The sequence below is a fragment of the Streptomyces gardneri genome (assembly GCF_006539185.1).
Taxonomy (GTDB): Bacteria; Actinomycetota; Actinomycetes; order Streptomycetales; family Streptomycetaceae; genus Streptomyces; species Streptomyces gardneri.
In genome coordinates, this window is the sequence record NZ_BJMN01000046.1 from 18,693 (window position 1) to 33,695 (window position 15,003).

General features: G+C 72.6%; 18 protein-coding genes. 5 read left to right on the plus strand and 13 right to left on the minus strand.

Going from position 1 to position 15,003, the window contains the following annotated elements:
* Window positions 1-10 precede the first annotated feature (10 nt).
* Both SGA01_RS31125 and SGA01_RS31130 read left to right on the plus strand, forming a co-directional pair.
* Window positions 11-523 (plus strand): YbaK/EbsC family protein, encoded by a 513-nt coding sequence (locus tag SGA01_RS31125; protein ID WP_141300648.1) that lies wholly within the window; start codon window positions 11-13, stop codon window positions 521-523.
* A complete protein-coding gene (locus tag SGA01_RS31130) occupies window positions 520-1,371 on the plus strand; it encodes an EamA family transporter (RefSeq protein WP_141300650.1) in 852 nt (283 codons plus the stop codon). Before SGA01_RS31125 ends, SGA01_RS31130 begins: the two co-directional genes overlap by 4 nt.
* 78 nt (window positions 1,372-1,449) lie before the next feature.
* Here SGA01_RS31130 and SGA01_RS31135 read toward each other — a convergent pair whose 3' ends face one another.
* The 5 genes from SGA01_RS31135 to SGA01_RS31155 all read right to left on the minus strand — a co-directional run bounded on the left by SGA01_RS31135 (window position 1,450) and on the right by SGA01_RS31155 (window position 4,290).
* Window positions 1,450-1,740 (minus strand): DUF7848 domain-containing protein, encoded by a 291-nt coding sequence (locus SGA01_RS31135; RefSeq protein WP_229918204.1) that lies wholly within the window; start codon window positions 1,738-1,740, stop codon window positions 1,450-1,452.
* A gap of 147 nt (window positions 1,741-1,887) precedes the next feature.
* Window positions 1,888-2,247: a hypothetical protein gene (locus SGA01_RS31140; RefSeq protein WP_141300652.1), complete on the minus strand. Its 360-nt coding sequence runs from the start codon at window positions 2,245-2,247 to the stop codon at window positions 1,888-1,890.
* On the minus strand, window positions 2,247-2,861 hold the full coding sequence (locus SGA01_RS31145) for an RNA polymerase sigma factor (protein WP_141300654.1): 615 nt from the start codon (window positions 2,859-2,861) through the stop codon (window positions 2,247-2,249). The genes SGA01_RS31140 and SGA01_RS31145 overlap by 1 nt, the downstream gene beginning before the upstream one ends.
* Window positions 2,862-2,946: 85 nt before the next feature.
* The gene (locus SGA01_RS31150) at window positions 2,947-3,378 is read right to left on the minus strand and encodes a hypothetical protein (protein WP_141300656.1); all 432 of its coding nucleotides are present in this window, start codon (window positions 3,376-3,378) and stop codon (window positions 2,947-2,949) included.
* A gap of 114 nt (window positions 3,379-3,492) precedes the next feature.
* The gene (locus tag SGA01_RS31155; protein WP_141300658.1) at window positions 3,493-4,290 is read right to left on the minus strand and encodes an SDR family NAD(P)-dependent oxidoreductase; all 798 of its coding nucleotides are present in this window, start codon (window positions 4,288-4,290) and stop codon (window positions 3,493-3,495) included.
* 155 nt (window positions 4,291-4,445) lie between these two features.
* Here SGA01_RS31155 and SGA01_RS31160 point away from each other — a divergent pair, with 155 nt between their 5' ends.
* Together SGA01_RS31160 and SGA01_RS31165 are read left to right on the plus strand one after the other, a co-directional pair.
* Window positions 4,446-5,186, plus strand: coding sequence for a 2OG-Fe dioxygenase family protein (locus SGA01_RS31160; RefSeq protein WP_141300660.1), 741 nt, complete (start codon window positions 4,446-4,448; stop codon window positions 5,184-5,186).
* Between the two features lie 112 nt (window positions 5,187-5,298).
* Window positions 5,299-5,916, plus strand: a complete 618-nt coding sequence (locus tag SGA01_RS31165; RefSeq protein ID WP_055643004.1) for a LysE family translocator — start codon at window positions 5,299-5,301, stop codon at window positions 5,914-5,916.
* 21 nt (window positions 5,917-5,937) lie between these two features.
* Here the strand turns inward: SGA01_RS31165 and SGA01_RS31170 are convergent, their stop codons facing one another.
* From SGA01_RS31170 to SGA01_RS31195, 6 genes are all read right to left on the minus strand, one after another.
* Complete coding sequence (locus SGA01_RS31170) at window positions 5,938-6,423, minus strand: YbaK/EbsC family protein (RefSeq protein WP_141300662.1); 486 nt, start codon at window positions 6,421-6,423, stop codon at window positions 5,938-5,940.
* A 58-nt stretch (window positions 6,424-6,481) separates the two neighbouring features.
* Complete coding sequence (locus SGA01_RS31175) at window positions 6,482-7,471, minus strand: ArsR family transcriptional regulator (RefSeq protein ID WP_141300664.1); 990 nt, start codon at window positions 7,469-7,471, stop codon at window positions 6,482-6,484.
* A gap of 275 nt (window positions 7,472-7,746) precedes the next feature.
* A complete protein-coding gene (locus SGA01_RS31180; RefSeq protein ID WP_141300666.1) occupies window positions 7,747-8,955 on the minus strand; it encodes a serine hydrolase domain-containing protein in 1,209 nt (402 codons plus the stop codon).
* Window positions 8,956-8,990: 35 nt separating this feature from the next.
* Window positions 8,991-9,737, minus strand: a complete 747-nt coding sequence (locus SGA01_RS31185; protein WP_055646241.1) for an energy-coupling factor ABC transporter ATP-binding protein — start codon at window positions 9,735-9,737, stop codon at window positions 8,991-8,993.
* Window positions 9,734-10,498, minus strand: a complete 765-nt coding sequence (gene cbiQ / locus SGA01_RS31190) for a cobalt ECF transporter T component CbiQ (RefSeq protein WP_141300668.1) — start codon at window positions 10,496-10,498, stop codon at window positions 9,734-9,736. The genes SGA01_RS31185 and cbiQ overlap by 4 nt, the downstream gene beginning before the upstream one ends.
* A gap of 50 nt (window positions 10,499-10,548) precedes the next feature.
* Window positions 10,549-11,613, minus strand: a complete 1,065-nt coding sequence (locus tag SGA01_RS31195) for an energy-coupling factor ABC transporter permease (RefSeq protein ID WP_141300669.1) — start codon at window positions 11,611-11,613, stop codon at window positions 10,549-10,551.
* A gap of 143 nt (window positions 11,614-11,756) precedes the next feature.
* Between SGA01_RS31195 and SGA01_RS31200 the strand changes: the two genes are divergently transcribed.
* Window positions 11,757-12,131 carry an SsgA family sporulation/cell division regulator gene (locus tag SGA01_RS31200; protein ID WP_141300671.1) on the plus strand — a complete coding sequence of 125 codons (375 nt, stop codon included), beginning with the start codon at window positions 11,757-11,759 and terminating at the stop codon, window positions 12,129-12,131.
* A 29-nt stretch (window positions 12,132-12,160) separates the two neighbouring features.
* Here the strand turns inward: SGA01_RS31200 and SGA01_RS31205 are convergent, their stop codons facing one another.
* Complete coding sequence (locus tag SGA01_RS31205) at window positions 12,161-14,320, minus strand: MMPL family transporter (protein WP_141300673.1); 2,160 nt, start codon at window positions 14,318-14,320, stop codon at window positions 12,161-12,163.
* Between the two features lie 108 nt (window positions 14,321-14,428).
* Window positions 14,429-15,001, minus strand: coding sequence for a TetR/AcrR family transcriptional regulator (locus SGA01_RS31210; protein ID WP_141300675.1), 573 nt, complete (start codon window positions 14,999-15,001; stop codon window positions 14,429-14,431).
* Window positions 15,002-15,003 lie beyond the last annotated feature (2 nt).

Here is a 15,003-nt window from a genome sequence, read left to right on the forward strand (position 1 = left end):
ACCCGGTCGCATGGCCCGTACAACTACCACTAGCGTGCGGGCCATGACCACTGACGCACACCCGCAGTTCGCCGCCGCCCTCCAGGAGTTGGGCCTCGACGTCGAGGTCCGCCGCTTCCCCGACGAGACCCGCACCGCGCAGCAGGCCGCCGAGGCCATCGGCTGCCGGGTCGCCGAGATCGTGAAGTCGCTGATCTTCGCCGCCGACGGGGTGCCGGTCCTCGTCCTGATGGACGGCGCCTCGCGGGTGGACGTCGAGCGGGTACGGCAGGAGCTGGGCGCCGGGAAGGTGACGCGGGCCGACGCGAAGGCGGTCAGGGAGACGACCGGGTACGCGATCGGGGGCGTCCCGCCCTTCGGGCACCGGACCCGGACCCGGGTCCTCGCCGGCCGGGGCGTCCTCGACCACGAGGTGGTGTGGGCGGCGGCGGGCACCCCGCACACGGTGTTCGCCCTCGACCCGAAGACCCTGGTCGCCCACGCCGGCGCCACCGTCGTGGACGTGCGCGAGGCCTCGGCGTGACCCCTCTCGTCACCCTCGCGGTCCTCGTCGCGGCCGTCACGCACGCGAGCTGGAACGCGATCGCGCACCACATCAAGGAGCAGTTGCTCTCCTTCACGCTGATATCCGGCGGCGGGGCGCTGATCGGCCTGGCCACGGCCCTCTTCGTACCGTTCCCGGCGGCCGGCGCCTGGCCGTACCTGATCGCCTCGGCGGTGCTCCACATCGGCTACTACGCCCTGCTCATGCGCTCGTTCACGCTCGGCGACTTCGGGCAGATGTACCCGATCGCCCGCGGTACGGCCCCGCTCGTGGTGACCGTCCTCGCGGCGGTCTTCCTCCACGAGGTGCCGGGCGGCTGGCAGTTGCTCGGGGTGGCGGTGGCCTGCGCGGGCCTGACGGGCCTCGCCCTCTGGGGCATCCGGGGCAAGGACGCCCGCCCTCAGTGGCCGGCGCTGGCCGCCGCGGGCGCCACGGGCCTGTCGATCGCGCTCTACACGGTCGTCGACGGCGTCGGCGTCCGCGCCTCCGGCACCCCGCTCGGCTACATCGCGTGGCTGATGATCCTCCAGGGCCTCGTGATCCCCGCGTACGCCCTGGGGAAGCGCCGGTCGGCCCTCGTCCCCCAGCTCCGCCCGTACGCGGCCCGGGGCCTCCTCGGTGCGGCGCTCTCGGTCTCGGCGTACGCCCTCGTTCTGTGGGCCCAGACGAAGGCCCCCCTGGCCCCGATCGCGGCGCTCCGCGAGTCCTCGATCATCGTGGGTGCGGCGATAGGCGCGCTCTTCTTCAAGGAACGCTTCGGCGGCCCGAGGATCGCGGCGGCGGGCCTGATGGTGCTCGGCATCGGCCTGATGCTCCAGGCGGGCTGAGGCTCCAGGCGGGCTGAGGCTCCGGGCGGGCCGAGGCTCCGGGCGGGCCGACTGTGCCTCGGCTCGGATACGCGAGGCTCAGGCGCCGTCGACGGACTCGCCCGCGCCGTCGCAGGAGGCCCGGAAGAAGTCGGTCCGGATGCGGCGGAAGCCGGTGTGGCCGGTCTCCTCGGCGTGGGCCAGGCACCAGACGGCGGGCCCGCGCCCGTCGTCCGCCGCGCCGGAACCGTCGTGGCAGGTGGTGCACTCGGCCTCGGTGATCAGGCCGCTCCCGGACCGGTCGGCCCGTAACGCCCAGAGTTTCGGCCGCCGAGCCCCCCGGTGGTACGGCCCCGCCATCCGACCGGCCGCGATTCCCTCACGACGCATCCGACTCCCCCTCCACGGCAAGCTCGCCCACACCAGCTTTCCCGGTCCGAGGCGGTCGCAGACACGCCATTTGCCGGAGCGGGCGGCGACGGGTGGACCTCGCTGTGCAGTGTGCCGTGGGGCACTCGAGCGCTGCGGCGCTTCCCGTCAGTCCGCCGGGGCCGGAGGGACCACCCGGGGCGTCTGCGCGGACGGCCGGGGCATCGGAGGCTGTTCGGGGGCCGGGCGGTCGGTGGTGGTGGCCGGGGGGCGCGCGGGCTGCACCGGGGTGGGGTTCAGGCGGCTCTCGGGGAGCAGGGCCAGGAGGCACACCGCCGCCACGGCCGCCGCCACGGCCAGCGCGGCGAGGCCCCGGCCGTACAGGCCGCGGAGGGACCGGGCACGGCCCTGGGGTGGCGGCTCCCGGCGCAGGTCGTGGTGGGTGACCTGGGCCGCGCGGGCCGTCAGGGCCGCTCTGAGGCGGGCCTCGGTGGCGGCGTGGCGGTCTTCGGTGGGCGGGGTGGCCATCAGGACGCCTCCAGTCTCTTCTCCAGGGCGTCCAGGGCGCGGCTCGCCGTGGACTTCACCGTGCCGCGCGAAAGGCCGAGCGTCCGCGCGATCTGCTCCTCGGTCAGCTCCGACCAGTAGCGCAGGACCAGTACCTCGCGCTGGCGGACGGTGAGTTGAGCCAGCGCGTCGAGGACGGCGCGGTGTTCCTCCGCCAGGAGGAGGCCCTCGTCCACCGGCGGGCTCGCCGGCTGGTGGGGCGGGGTGTAGCCGCGGGCCGTGCGGCGGCGGCGCAGGACCGAGCGGGCCGCGTTGACCACGGCGGTGTGCAGATACGCCCCCGGGTCCCGGAGGCCGTCCAGCGAGGTGCCGTACGCGCGGCACACGGCCGCGAACGCGTCCTGGACGACGTCCTCGGCGGTGTGCAGGTCGTCGACCAGGAAGAGCGCGAGCCGCACCATGTCGAGCCGTCGCGCCCGGTACAGCTCGGTCAGGCCGGGCGGCCGCTCGTCGGCGTACGGCGACGAGCGCACGCGGGGGCGGAGTTCCCGTACCACCGCGAGGTTCTCGGTACCGGACACGCGGGCGAGCAGGCGCGACCACCAGGGTGGCGCCGCTTGTATCGCGTACTGCATGGGCCTCGCTCGATCCGTTGCGGGAGGGGAAGGGGGCGGGCCGGCCCTGTGGAGGGCCGGCCCGCCCTGACTCCGGGCTCCGGTGTTACTTCCCGGCACCCGCCGTGCCGGGGGCGATCACGCGGGGCGCGTTCTCGGCGGGGGCCGGGGCGGGGGCGGGCGTCCGCTCGGCCACCGGAGCGGGCTTCGCGGCGGCCGGGGCCGGCTTCACGGCCGGGGCGGGGGCAGCAGGCCGGGGCGTGCCCGGCTGCTTCACCGCCGGCGCAGGGGCCGGACGCGCCGTGCCCGGCTGCTTCACCGCCGGGGCCGGGGCGGGCCGGGCCGTGCCCGGCTTCACCACGGCCGGCTTCGGTGCCGGCTTCGGTGCCGCATCCTCGGCCGGGACGACCTTCGGCGCCGCGGGCTTCGGCTTCTCGCCGGAGTCGGCGACGGCCTGCGCGGCGAAGGCGCCGCCCAGGAGCAGTGCGGCGCCCGTGACCGCGCCCAGGATCCGGCGACGGCGAGAGGTGTGCTTCATGGGGCTCTCCAGGTGAGGAGGTGGGACAGGACGTGAAGGGCGCCTTCAACCCACCAGACGTGTGGCACCTCCCGGGGTTGCGTCCCGGTTCCGGAAATTTCCGCGGCGGCTTCCTCAGTCCGCCAGGACCTCCGCGAAGTGCGTGTTCACCGCCAGCAGGCCGCCGTCGACCCGCAGGACCGTGCCCGTGATCCAGGACGCGTCCCGCGACGCGAGGAACGCGACGGCGGCGGCCACGTCCTCCGGAGTGCCGACGCGGCCCAGCGGGTAGACCCGGTCCGCCAGTGCGGCGAGTTCGGCCTCCCTGCCCGCCCAGCCCGTCGTCGCGATCGTCCCCGGGTTGATCTGGTTGACGCGGACACCGCGTGGCGCCGCGTCGCCCGCCAGCGTCCGGGTCAGCGAGGTGAGGCCCGCCTTGGCCGCGCTGTAGGCGTGACTGCCGAAGTCCGCCTCGGCGTTGACCGAGCCGATCATGACGATCGCCCCGCGCCCGCCCGCCGCCGCGAGGTGCGGCAGCGCGGCCCGGGAGCAGCGGACCGCGCCCATCAGCGTCACGTCGAGCTGGCCCGCCCAGCCCCCGTCCGGCTCGTCCTCGAAGCGGTCCGGGTCGGGGGCGACGGGGGCGAGGGCGTTGTTGACGAGGACGTCGAGGCCGCCGAAGGTCTCCACCGCGTACGCGACGGCCGCCTCCACCGAGTCCCGGTCGCCGACGTCGCAGCGCAGGGCCACCGCCCCGGGCAGTTCGGCGGCGGTCCGTGCGGCCTCGTCCTCGTCGATGTCCGTGACCAGCACCCGCGCGCCCTCGGCCGCGAGCCGGCGTGCGGTGGCCGCGCCGATGCCGCGCGCCGCGCCCGTGATCAGTACCGCGTATTCGTCGAAGCGTGCCGGGAGTTCACCGAGTCTGAGTTCCATGGGCGGTTCCTACCCCTCACGTCATACGGTCGCAACATTCCCTTCATGAAAAGCGGACTCCCGACAATTCGGCCACGACCGAAAGGCTTTGACATGCACCCGCCGCAAATACCACGATCGACTTCGCCGATGATCACTTGGACACAGGGGGAACAATGTCTTCGTCGTACGCGTCCGGAGTAGAGGAAATATGCGAGTCGCTTTCCTCCCGGAGCTTTGACCTCCGCTCCGGCGAAAAGGTCAAGGAACTTCTCCTCCAGCGGTCCGGGGCCGCGCTCGACGACCTGGAGCCCTTCCGCGAGAGCTGGGGCCGGATGCCGCTCGACAGCTACATGGCGGACGGCGGGCGCTACCGCCGCCGCCGGCACGCCACGCTCAGCGCGCCCCGGTCGAGCGCCGACTACCGCGTCGAGGCCCACCAGCCGCACTACCAGGGGCTCGACTACAACACCCTCAACGGCGGTGTCGCCCGGCACTACGAGCCCTTCGAGGACGCGTCGCTGCACGGTGCCACGATGAGCAGCCTGGTCACCCTGGGCTGCGACATCTTCGGCCGGCTCGCCCCGTACTCCGCGTGGCACATCGAGGCCCACCAGTTCCGCATCGAGGTCGACGGCGAAGAGGTCGGTCTGCCCACGCCCGAGGGCGTCCACCGCGACGGCGTCACCTTCGTCCTGATGGCGATGATCGGCCGCTCCAACGCCACCGGCGGCGAGAGCACCGTCTTCAACCTGGACAAGCAGCCGGTGGAGAAGTTCGCCCTCACCGACCCCCTCGACCTGGCGCTCGTCAACGACGAGCGGGTCTACCACGGCGTCTCGCCGATCGAGCGGATCGATTCCTCCACCCCGGCCTCGCGTGACGTGCTGGTCGTGACCTACCGTCACAAGCCCTGATGTACGGAGGGGGTGCGGGGGTGCCCGCCGCGGCGAGTCCGCCACGGCGAGACCCCCGCGCCCCCACCGCCGCGTGAACGAGTGAGAAGAAGACGGGAAAACGGGTCAGCAAATGGGTCAGCTCATCGCCGTGGCGGTCATCACTGTTCTGGCTGTCATCAGCCCCGGCGCGGACTTCGCGATGACCGTCCGCAACAGTTATCTGTACGGGCGCACCGCGGGAGTTCTCGCGGCCGTCGGAATTGCCCTGGGCGTTCTCGTCCACGTCACCTACACGATGCTGGGCGTGGGACTTCTGGTTTCCAGGAGTCCGATGCTTTTCACCGCGATGAAACTGATCGGCGCCGCGTATCTCGTGTACATCGGGTACAAGACGTTCGTCACCAAGACCCAGGTGGACATCGACCTGTCGAGCGACGGCGGCCTGTCGAAGGCGGGCGCGCTGCGCACCGGATTCCTGACGAACGCGCTCAACCCGAAGACGATGCTGTTCGTGCTGAGCACGTACACGCAGGTCGTCAGCGCCGACACCCCCGTCTTCCAGCAGGTCGGCTACGGCCTCTTCATGTCGTTCGCCCACCTGGTCTGGTTCGCGCTGGCCGCGCTCCTCTTCTCCAACCAGAGCCTGCGGGCCCGCCTGCTGCAGCGCCAGAGCGTGCTCAACAAGGTCATCGGCACCGTGCTCGTCGGCCTGGGAATGGTGCTCGCGCTGACGCCCACCATGGCGTGACGCCGGACAGGCCCTAGGACGTCAGTCGGTCGAGACCCGCTCCACGCGCGGCTCCGCGATCGACCGGTAGTCCGCGCTGGAGAGGGCGATCGAGCGGTCGAGCCGGGCGGCGTTGAAGTAGAACTCCGGGTGCGTCAGGAGGTCCGGGTCGACGAACAGCTCCAGGCGCTCGTCGAAGGAGAACGGCAGGATCGTGCCGCTCTCCGAGCCCGCGAGCTCCTCCGCGATCTCCGGGGAGGCGAAGGAGACGTAGGTGCCGCCGTACAGCGCCTTCACGGCCGCGAGGTCGATCCGCTTGTCACCCGGGACGACGACCAGCGCGAACCGCTTCTCCTTCTTGCCGATCTTGACCATCGCGATGATGCACTTGGCCGCCTGGGCGAGTTCGTGCCCCCGCAGGGCGCTGACCGCCTCGGTGGCGCCCTCGGGCGCGTGCTCGATCACCCGGTAGGCGGCACCGCGCTCGTCGAGCAGGGCGACCAGCTTCTCGTACGTTTCCTGGGACATTGCGCTCTCTCCTGTTGCAACCTGTGTACGTGTACGGCGAATTGACCCTACTGCCCGGTCAGCGGACCACCGGCGCCCCGCGCGCGTGGTCCAGGTGCCTCAGCAGCACCACGCCCGGGCGGTCCAGTTCGTAGAGCACGCGCACGCCCGCCCTGCGCCGCCGCACCACGCCCGCGGCGAGCAGCGCCGCGAGGTGCTGCGAGACGGTGCTCGGGGCGAGCCCGAGGGCCGTCGCGAGGTCCGACGTGGTCGTGGGCGTCACGAGGGCCCGGACGACACCGGCCCGGCTGCGGCCGATCAGGATCTCCAGCCGGTCGCCGCGCGCGGGCGCGTCGGTGCGCCGCGCGGGCGGCGCCTCCCCGACGAGGACGGCGGACCCTTCGACCGGGTAGGACAGCGCGGCCTCGGAGCCGTCCGGGGCCGAGGTGAAGAAGGGCGTGCCCCGGCCGAACAGCAGGGGCACGAGCACGAGTCGGGAGACGCCCGACACGGCCATGACGCCGGGCACCGCGACCCCGCCGGGCACCGCGATCCCGCCCACCGCGTCAAGCAGCGCCTCCGGGCCCTGGGTGGCCAGCGTGCGGGCGCGGCGCAGGACGTCCTCCTCCGTCGCCGCCCGCGCGGTCGCCGCGTGCGGGGCGAGCGCGGCCTGCCAGTACCTCGGCAGGAAGGCGCGGAGTTCGGCGAGGCGCGCCACGGGGTCCGCGTACAGCGGGCGGACCTCGGCGGGCACGCCCTGCGGGAAGCGCTGTTCGAGCTCCGCGCGGACCCGGGACGGGCAGACCGCCGCCAGGGTCGCGAGCTCCTCGCTCAGGTCCGGTCCGTCCGAGGCCGGGACGGCGAGGAGGAACGGCGGCAGGCTCCCGCCACCGGTCCGGAAGAGGTGGACGAGCCAGCCCGGGATGGTCATGTCCGAGCGGCTCAGCGAACGGCGGGCGACCTTGGCCCAGTTGGCGTACGGCCAGGGCACGAGGCCCCGGTGCGCCGCGAGCAGGCCGATGCTGCCGTAGATCTCCCAGAGCCGGCTGCTCGCGATCCGCAGCGCCACGTGGTCGGCCGGTGGCGCGGGCCGGGACGGCCGCGGTGTCGTTCGCGGTGTTCGTGTCGTTCCGAAGGTTCTCGCTGGTCGCGACGCTCGCGACGGAATCCCGCTCACTCGTGCCCCCCGTGCCGCCCATTGGTCAGTGGGCTCGCACACGGTACTGGCCACGCACCCCCGCGCCCGCCGGTCAACGGCGCAGAATGTCAGGTCAGTTCAGGCCGGTTTCGGCCCTTGACCGGTTCAGGTCGGGTCGGGTCCCTCCGATGCGGGTCCGGTCGGGGTCAGGTCCGGTCGACGGCCGACCGCACCGCCCGCACCAGCGCCTGGGCGCGCGGGTCGGCCGTGACCGTCTTCCGCATGCCGTTGGTGACGTACCCGAAGGCGATCCCCGACTCGGGGTCGGCGAAGCCGAGGGAGCCGCCGCGGCCGGGGTGCCCGAAGGAGGACGGGCCGAGCAGCGGGGAGGCCGGTCCGTGCAGCATGTGGCCGAGCCCGAAGCGGGTGCCGACGAGCAGCACCTTGTCCGGTCCCGCCGACTCCTCCGTACGGGCCAGGGTGAGCGTCGCCGGGGCGAAGAGGCGCTCGGCGCCGTCCACGGGGCCGAGGGTCGCCGCGTAGAAGCGGGCGAGCGCGCGGGCGGTGGCGACACCTGCCGAGCCGGGCAGTTCGGCGGCCCGGTAGACGGGGTCGTTCTCGTCGGGCTTGGGCTCGATGACCCCGAAGGCGCGCCGGGTGAGGGAGTCCGGGTCCTTGTAGGCCTCGCTGACGGAGCGCTTGGGGCGGAGCTTGAGCGCGCCGCCGCCGGGCGGGTCGATCTCCTCGACGGGGCCGAGGCGGCCGACCCGATGGGCCTCCGCGTCCGGCAGCCCGATCCACAGGTCGAGGCCGAGGGGGCCGGTGATCTCCTCGGCGACCCAGCGGCCGATGGTGCGGCCGGTGACGCGGTGGACGAGGCCGGAGAGCAGCCAGCTGAAGGTGTGGGCGTGGTAGCCGTGGGCGGTGCCGGGCTCCCAGACGGGGGCCTGGGCGGCTATCGCGCCGGTGGCCGTCGGGAGGTCGACGGCCTCGGCGAGGGTGAGCGGTCGGTCCAGGACGGGGACCCCGGCCTGGTGCGCGAGGAGCTGCCGTACGGTCACGCGGTCCTTGCCGGCCGCCTTGAACTCCGGCCAGTACGTGGCGACGGGGGCGTCCAGGTCGAGCAGGCCGCGCTGGTGCAGGAGGAGGGGGACCGCGGCGGCGACGCCCTTGGTCGCCGAGCGGACCACCTGGGCCGTCGACCCGGTCCAGGGGGCCGAGCCGTCCACATCGCGGCTGCCGGCCCACAGGTCGACGACCTGCACGCCGTCCCGGTGGACGGCGACGGCCGCCCCGTGCTCCCCGCGCTGCTCGAAATTGCGCAGGAACGCGTCCCTGACCGGCTCCCAGCCCGCCGCCACCGTGCCCTGGACGTCCACCCGACCCACTCTCCCTTTCGTACGACCGGCTCCCATGGTGCAACGTCGGCCGGAAGGGGTGGATTCCGGGGTCAGGCCACGGAGCTCGGTACGAAGCCGAACGGCAGCTCCAGGCGGTGCCGGGCCATCAGCTCCGTGTCGGCGAGGATCTCGCCGGTCCGCCCGTCGGCGGCGATGACGCCCTCGCTGAGGATCACCGCGCGCGGGCAGAGCTCCAGGGCGTACGGCAGATCGTGGGTGACCATGAGGACGGTGACGTCCAGGGAGCGGAGGATGTCGGCGAGCTCGCGGCGCGAGGCCGGGTCCAGGTTGGAGGACGGCTCGTCGAGGACGAGGATCTCCGGCTCCATGGCGAGGACGGTGGCCACGGCGACCCGGCGGCGCTGCCCGAAGGAGAGGTGGTGCGGCGGCCGGTCCGCGTAGTCGGCCATCCCGACCCGGTCGAGGGCCTTGCGCACGACGGCGTCCAGCTCGGCGCCCCGGACGCCCGCCGCCGCCGGGCCGAAGGCCACGTCCTCGCGGACGGTCGGCATGAAGAGCTGGTCGTCGGGGTCCTGGAAGACGATGCCGACCTTGCGCCGGATCTCGGCGAGGTGCTTCTTCCCGACCGGGAGCCCGGCGACGGTGACCGTGCCCGCGCCGCCGGTGTGGATGCCGTTGAGGTGGAGGACGAGGGTGGTCTTGCCGGCGCCGTTGGGGCCGAGGAGGGCGACCCGCTCGCCGCGCCCGACGGTCAGGTCCACGCCGAAGAGGGCCTGGTGGCCGTCGGGGTACGCGTAGGCGAGGCCGGACACCTCGAGGGAGGGGGGAGTGGTCATGAGGTCGTCCATCCGAGGAGGCAGATCAGGAGTGCGGTGAGCGGCAGCGCGGCGGCGTATCTCCACTGGGCGCGGGTGGCGGTCACCTCGTCGATGACCGGCATGGTGCCCGTGTAGCCGCGGCTGACCATGGCGAGGTGGACCCGTTCCCCGCGCTCGTACGAGCGGATGAAGAGCGCGCCCGCGGACTTCGCGAGGACCCCCCAGTGGCGGACGCCCCGCGCCTCGAAGCCGCGCGAGCGGCGGGCGACGGACATGCGGCGCATCTCGTCGGTGATGACGTCGCCGTACCGGATCATGAACGAGGCGATCTGGACGAGCATCGGGGGCAGCTTCAGCCGCTGGAGGCCGAGGAGCAGGGCGCGCAGCTCGGTGGTGGAGGCGAGGAGCACGGAGGCGGCGACGCCGAGGGTGCCCTTGGCGAGGACGTTCCAGGCGCCCCACAGGCCGGGGACGCTCAGCGACACCCCGAGGACTTCTGTCTGCTCGCCGGGGACGACGAAGGGCATGAGCAGCGCGAACGCGACGAACGGCACCTCGATGAGCAGCCGCTTCAGCAGGAAGCCGGCCGGGACGCGGGCCTTCGCCGCCACGACCGCGAGGAGCAGGGCGTAGCCGGCGAAGGCCCAGACGGCCTCGCGTGGCGTCGAGACGACGACCACCACGAAGCCGAGGACGGCGGCGAGCTTGGTGTGCGGGGGCAGCTCGTGGACCGGCGAGTGCGCGTGCCGGTAGAGCTTGTGGGCGTGGCCGGCTCCCATGTCAGACCGGTCCCCTGTCAGGTCGCCCCCGTGTCACGGACCGCGCCACGTCAGGCCGCCGCGGCTTCCTGGTGCGTACGGCGGCGGCGGACGACCCAGAAGGCGCCCGTGCCGACGGCGAGGGTCACGCCGACGCCGATGACGCCGGCGAGGCCGCCGGAGAGGCGGGCGTTGGAGACGTCCTTGATGCCGTAGTCGGCGAGCGGCGAGCCGGCGGCGGCGTGCTCCTCGACCTTGGCGTCGATGCCCTTGTCGGCGGCGACCTTCTCCAGGCCGTCGGGGCTGGCGGAGGCGTAGAAGGAGACGAAGCCGGCGAGGACGAGCGCGGTGACGACGCCGCCGATCCACAGCTTCCTCGGGGAGCCGGGGGCCGCGGGCGCGGCGGCCGGGGCCTGCGCGTCGACCAGCTCGCCGTCGACCCGGAGCTTGAGCGGGGTGGTCAGGCCGCGGGCGCCGAAGACCAGGTCGGGGCGGACCGCGATGACCGCGCCGACCGTCAGCATGGTGATGACGGCCTCGCCGACGCCGATGAGGAAGTGCACGCCGACCATGGCCGTCAGGACCTTGGAGATCGGTACGTCGGTGGTGCCGCCGATCGCGTAGATCAGGGTGAAGGCGGCGGCCGAGGCCGGTACGGAGACGAGCGCGGCGACGAAGGAGGCCGCGGTCACCGAGCGGCGGGTGCGCGGGAGCACGAGGACGAGTCCGCGGAAGAGCGCGTACGCGACGACGACCGTGACGACGCCCATGACGGTGATGTTCACGCCGAGGGCGGTGAGGCCTCCGTCGGCGAAGAGGATGCCCTGCATCAGCAGGACGACGGCGACGCACAGGACGCCGGTCCACGGGCCGACGAGTATCGCGGCGAGCGCGCCGCCGAGCAGATGTCCGCTGGTCCCGGTGGCGACCGGGAAGTTCAGCATCTGCACGGCGAAGATGAAGGCCGCGACGAGCCCGGCGAGCGGCGCCGTCCTCTCTCCCCCGTGGCCTTCGGCACGGGAGGTGCCCCCAAGCTCGCGGCGGGCCCCGCGCAGGCTCACGGCGACGGCGCCGGCGGCGACGACACCGGCCACGGCCGATACGGGGGCATTGATGAATCCGTCAGGTACATGCACGCCCCGAATGATGAGCCTTCCTGCGAACTACTTGCAAGAGCGCATGGGTCACAGATCACAGCGTGGACGACGCATGCCCGTGCGAAGGAGGGGAAGGAGTGACACATTTACTGATAGCAGGACAAAAAGGTGAGGAGCCCGCGATGGCCGCCGTAGACGAGCACACAGCCGAAGATCACGCCGTCGACGACCACGCCAAGGGACGCATCATCAGCGACGCGCCGCTCTCCCGGCCCGTCCCCGTGACCCTCCGTTTCGACGCCGACTTCTCCCCCGCGACCGTCCGCTTCGGCTTTCCCGGCGACGTCGAGTGGTCCTTCCCTCGCACGCTCCTGGAGAACGGGCTGCGCACCCCGACCCGCCGCGGCGACATCGAGGTGTGGCCCTGCGGCCGGGTGCAGACGGTCGTCGAGTTCCACAGGGACGACGGGGTCCAGGTCGTCCAGTTCGACACCGCCGCCCTGCTCCGCTTCCTCCGGCACACGTACGCCGTCAGTACGTCGATGACGACACACTGACGGCGTACGTACGGGATCGGTCCCGCAGGTCAGACCTTGACGAGGTCCGGCTTCGCGGGCGCGTCCTCACCGGTCGACGCGGCGAGGCCCTCGCCCTCCACGTCCACGCTCGGCAGGATCCGGTCCAGCCACTTCGGCAGCCACCAGGCCTTGTGGCCGAGGAGCGCGAGCACGGCCGGGACGATCGCCATGCGGACCACGAAGGCGTCGAAGAGGACCGCGACGGCCAGGCCGAAGCCGATCATCTTGATCATCTGGTCGTCCATGCCGATGAAGCCGGAGAAGACCGCGATCATGATGACCGCCGCGGCGACGACCACCCGGGCGCTGTGCCGGAAGCCGGTCACGATCGCCTCGCCGGGCCGCTCGCCGTGCACGTACGCCTCCCGCATCCGGGTCACGAGGAAGACCTCGTAGTCCATCGCGAGACCGAAGACGACACCCACCATGAAGATCGGCATCATCGACATGATCGGGCCGGTCTGCTCGACCCCGAAGAGGCTGCCGAGCCAGCCCCACTGGAAGACCGCGACGACCGCGCCGAGGGCCGCGACGACCGAGAGCAGGAAGCCGAGGGCCGCCTTCAGCGGCACCAGGATCGACCGGAAGACCACCGTCAGGAGCAGGAAGGCGAGGCCGACGACGAGTGCCAGGTAGGGCACGAGCGCGTCGTTCATCTTCTGCGAGAAGTCGATGTTCATCGCGGTCGCGCCGGTGACGAGGACCTCGTCGCCGGTGGCGCCCCGGATGTCGTGGACCAGGTCCTCGGTGGCGCCCGAGGACGGACGGTCCTTCGGGACCACCGTGATCATCGCGGCGTCGCCGGCCTTGTTCGGGGTCGCCGGGGTGACGGCGGCCCAGCCTTCGAGGCCCTTGATCGTGGAGACGGCCTTGTCGGCGGTGGCCTTGTCGCCGTCGACGACGACGAGCAGCGGGCCGTTGAAGCCGGGGCCGAAGCCGTCCGACAGCGCGTCGTACGCCCTGCGCTCGGTGGTGGAGGTGGGCTTGACGCCGTCGTCCGGCAGGCCCATCTCCAGGGAGGCGGCGGGCACGGCGATCGCACCGAGGCCGATGACGCCGACGAGCAGCACCATCAGGGGGCGGCGGATGACGAAGCGGGCCCAGCGGGTGCCGCCGTTGGGCTTATCGCTCACCTTCGCGGTGCCCTTGCGCTGCTTGCGGCCGACGATCTTGTCGCCGGCGAAGCCGAGCATCGCGGGGATGAGGGTGAGTCCGATGAGGACGGCGATGACGACCGTGCCGGCGGCGGCGAAGCCCATCTTCGTCAGCATCGGGATGTTGACGACGGCCAGGCCGACCAGGGCGATGACGACGGTGAGTCCGGCGAAGACGACCGCCGAGCCCGCCGTGCCGACCGCACGGCCCGCCGCGTCCTCCTTCTCGCGCCCGTCGGCGAGCTCCGCGCGGTAGCGGGAGACGATGAAGAGGGCGTAGTCGATGCCGACCGCGAGGCCGATCATCATCGCGAGGGTGGAGGTGGTGGAGCCCAGGTCGAGGACGTTGGCGAGGGCCGTGATCGAGGAGACGCCGATGCCGACGCCGATGATCGCGGTGAGCAGCGGGAGTCCGGCGGCGACGAGCGAGCCGAAGGTGATGACGAGCACGATGCCGGCGATGACGACGCCGATGGCCTCGCTCGCGCCCTGCTCGGGCATGCTCTGGAGGGCGTCACCGCCGACCTCGACGGTCAGCCCCTTGCCCTGCGCGCCCAGACCGGCCTGGGTGAGGGCTTCCCGGCTCTCGTCGGTCAGCTCCATCCCGCTGACCTTGTAGGAGACGGAGACGTAGGCGGTGGAGCCGTCCTTCGAGACGGCCTGCGCGGTGTACGGGTCGGTGACCGAGACGATCTGGTCCGAGCCGGACTTCAGCGCGGCGACGGTCTCCTCGACGACGGCCTTGTGGGCCGGGTCGGTCATCTTCTGGCCCTCGGGGGCCTTGAAGACGACACGGGCCGTGGCCCCGTCGGCGCCGGCGCCCGGGAAGCGCTCTTCGAGCAGGTCGAAGGCGCGCTGGGCCTCGGTGCCGGGGATCGAGAAGGAACTGGACGCGGGGGCGGGCGCGGTGGCGGCGCCGATACCGGCGACCGCCAGGAGCGCCACCCAGAGGAGGGCGACGAGCCGTCGGCGCCGGAAGGCGGAACGGCCCAGCTTGTAGAGGAACGTGGCCACGGGGGCGTACTCCCATTGTGGGGCGGGACAGGACATGGGGAGCCGGCCCGACGGCGTGAGCGGTTCGACGTCAGGTGGAGAAAGGGTCCAGCGGTACTGCGGGGAGGATCAGACGCCGAGTGAGGGGAGCACGACGGCGTCGAAGTACGCGCTGAGGAAGGCGCGGTCGACCGGCTGATCCTCGATCAGCGGGCGGGCGATGAACGCACCGATCAGCATGTGCGGAACGAGCTTCAGCGCCGGGTTGTCGGCGGCGACCTCGCCCCTGCGGACCGCTCGTTGCAGCACTTCGTCGAGGCCGTTCATCTCGGGTTCGATGAGCAGCTCGCGCAGCGCGCGGTGCAGTTCGGGGTTGGTGTGGACGGCATGGGCAAGGCCCCGCATCAGCGCGGCGTCCTTGTCCATCTGGCAGTCGTCGGTGTGGGCGAGCATCTCCTCGATGTCGCCGCGCAGCGAGCCGGTGTCGATCTCGGAGAGAGAGGCGGGCTTGTTGGCGCGGAGCGCCCGGGCGACCAGCTCCGGCTTGCTCCCCCACTGGCGGTAGAGGGTGGCCTTGCTGGAGTGGGTGCGGGCGGCGACGGCGTCCATGGTGAGGGCGTCGTAGCCGACCTCGCGGAGGAGGTCGAGCACGGCCGTGTACAGCTCGGACTCCCGCTCGGGAGTGAGTCTGCTGCGAGCCATGC

Excerpts from the sequence above, each read along its gene's own strand:
- SGA01_RS31125 (WP_141300648.1), top strand. The coding sequence starts at position 11 with ATGGCCCGTACAACTACCACTAGCGTGCGGGCCATGACCACTGACGCA.
- SGA01_RS31135 (WP_229918204.1), bottom strand. The coding sequence starts at position 1,740 with ATGCGTCGTGAGGGAATCGCGGCCGGTCGGATGGCGGGGCCGTACCAC.
- SGA01_RS31140 (WP_141300652.1), bottom strand. The coding sequence starts at position 2,247 with ATGGCCACCCCGCCCACCGAAGACCGCCACGCCGCCACCGAGGCCCGC.
- SGA01_RS31145 (WP_141300654.1), bottom strand. The coding sequence starts at position 2,861 with ATGCAGTACGCGATACAAGCGGCGCCACCCTGGTGGTCGCGCCTGCTC.
- SGA01_RS31150 (WP_141300656.1), bottom strand. The coding sequence starts at position 3,378 with ATGAAGCACACCTCTCGCCGTCGCCGGATCCTGGGCGCGGTCACGGGC.
- SGA01_RS31155 (WP_141300658.1), bottom strand. The coding sequence starts at position 4,290 with ATGGAACTCAGACTCGGTGAACTCCCGGCACGCTTCGACGAATACGCG.
- SGA01_RS31160 (WP_141300660.1), top strand. The coding sequence starts at position 4,446 with ATGTCTTCGTCGTACGCGTCCGGAGTAGAGGAAATATGCGAGTCGCTT.
- SGA01_RS31165 (WP_055643004.1), top strand. The coding sequence starts at position 5,299 with ATGGGTCAGCTCATCGCCGTGGCGGTCATCACTGTTCTGGCTGTCATC.
- SGA01_RS31170 (WP_141300662.1), bottom strand. The coding sequence starts at position 6,423 with ATGTCCCAGGAAACGTACGAGAAGCTGGTCGCCCTGCTCGACGAGCGC.
- SGA01_RS31180 (WP_141300666.1), bottom strand. The coding sequence starts at position 8,955 with ATGGGAGCCGGTCGTACGAAAGGGAGAGTGGGTCGGGTGGACGTCCAG.
- SGA01_RS31185 (WP_055646241.1), bottom strand. The coding sequence starts at position 9,737 with ATGACCACTCCCCCCTCCCTCGAGGTGTCCGGCCTCGCCTACGCGTAC.
- cbiQ (WP_141300668.1), bottom strand. The coding sequence starts at position 10,498 with ATGGGAGCCGGCCACGCCCACAAGCTCTACCGGCACGCGCACTCGCCG.
- SGA01_RS31200 (WP_141300671.1), top strand. The coding sequence starts at position 11,757 with ATGGCCGCCGTAGACGAGCACACAGCCGAAGATCACGCCGTCGACGAC.
- SGA01_RS31210 (WP_141300675.1), bottom strand. The coding sequence starts at position 15,001 with ATGGCTCGCAGCAGACTCACTCCCGAGCGGGAGTCCGAGCTGTACACG.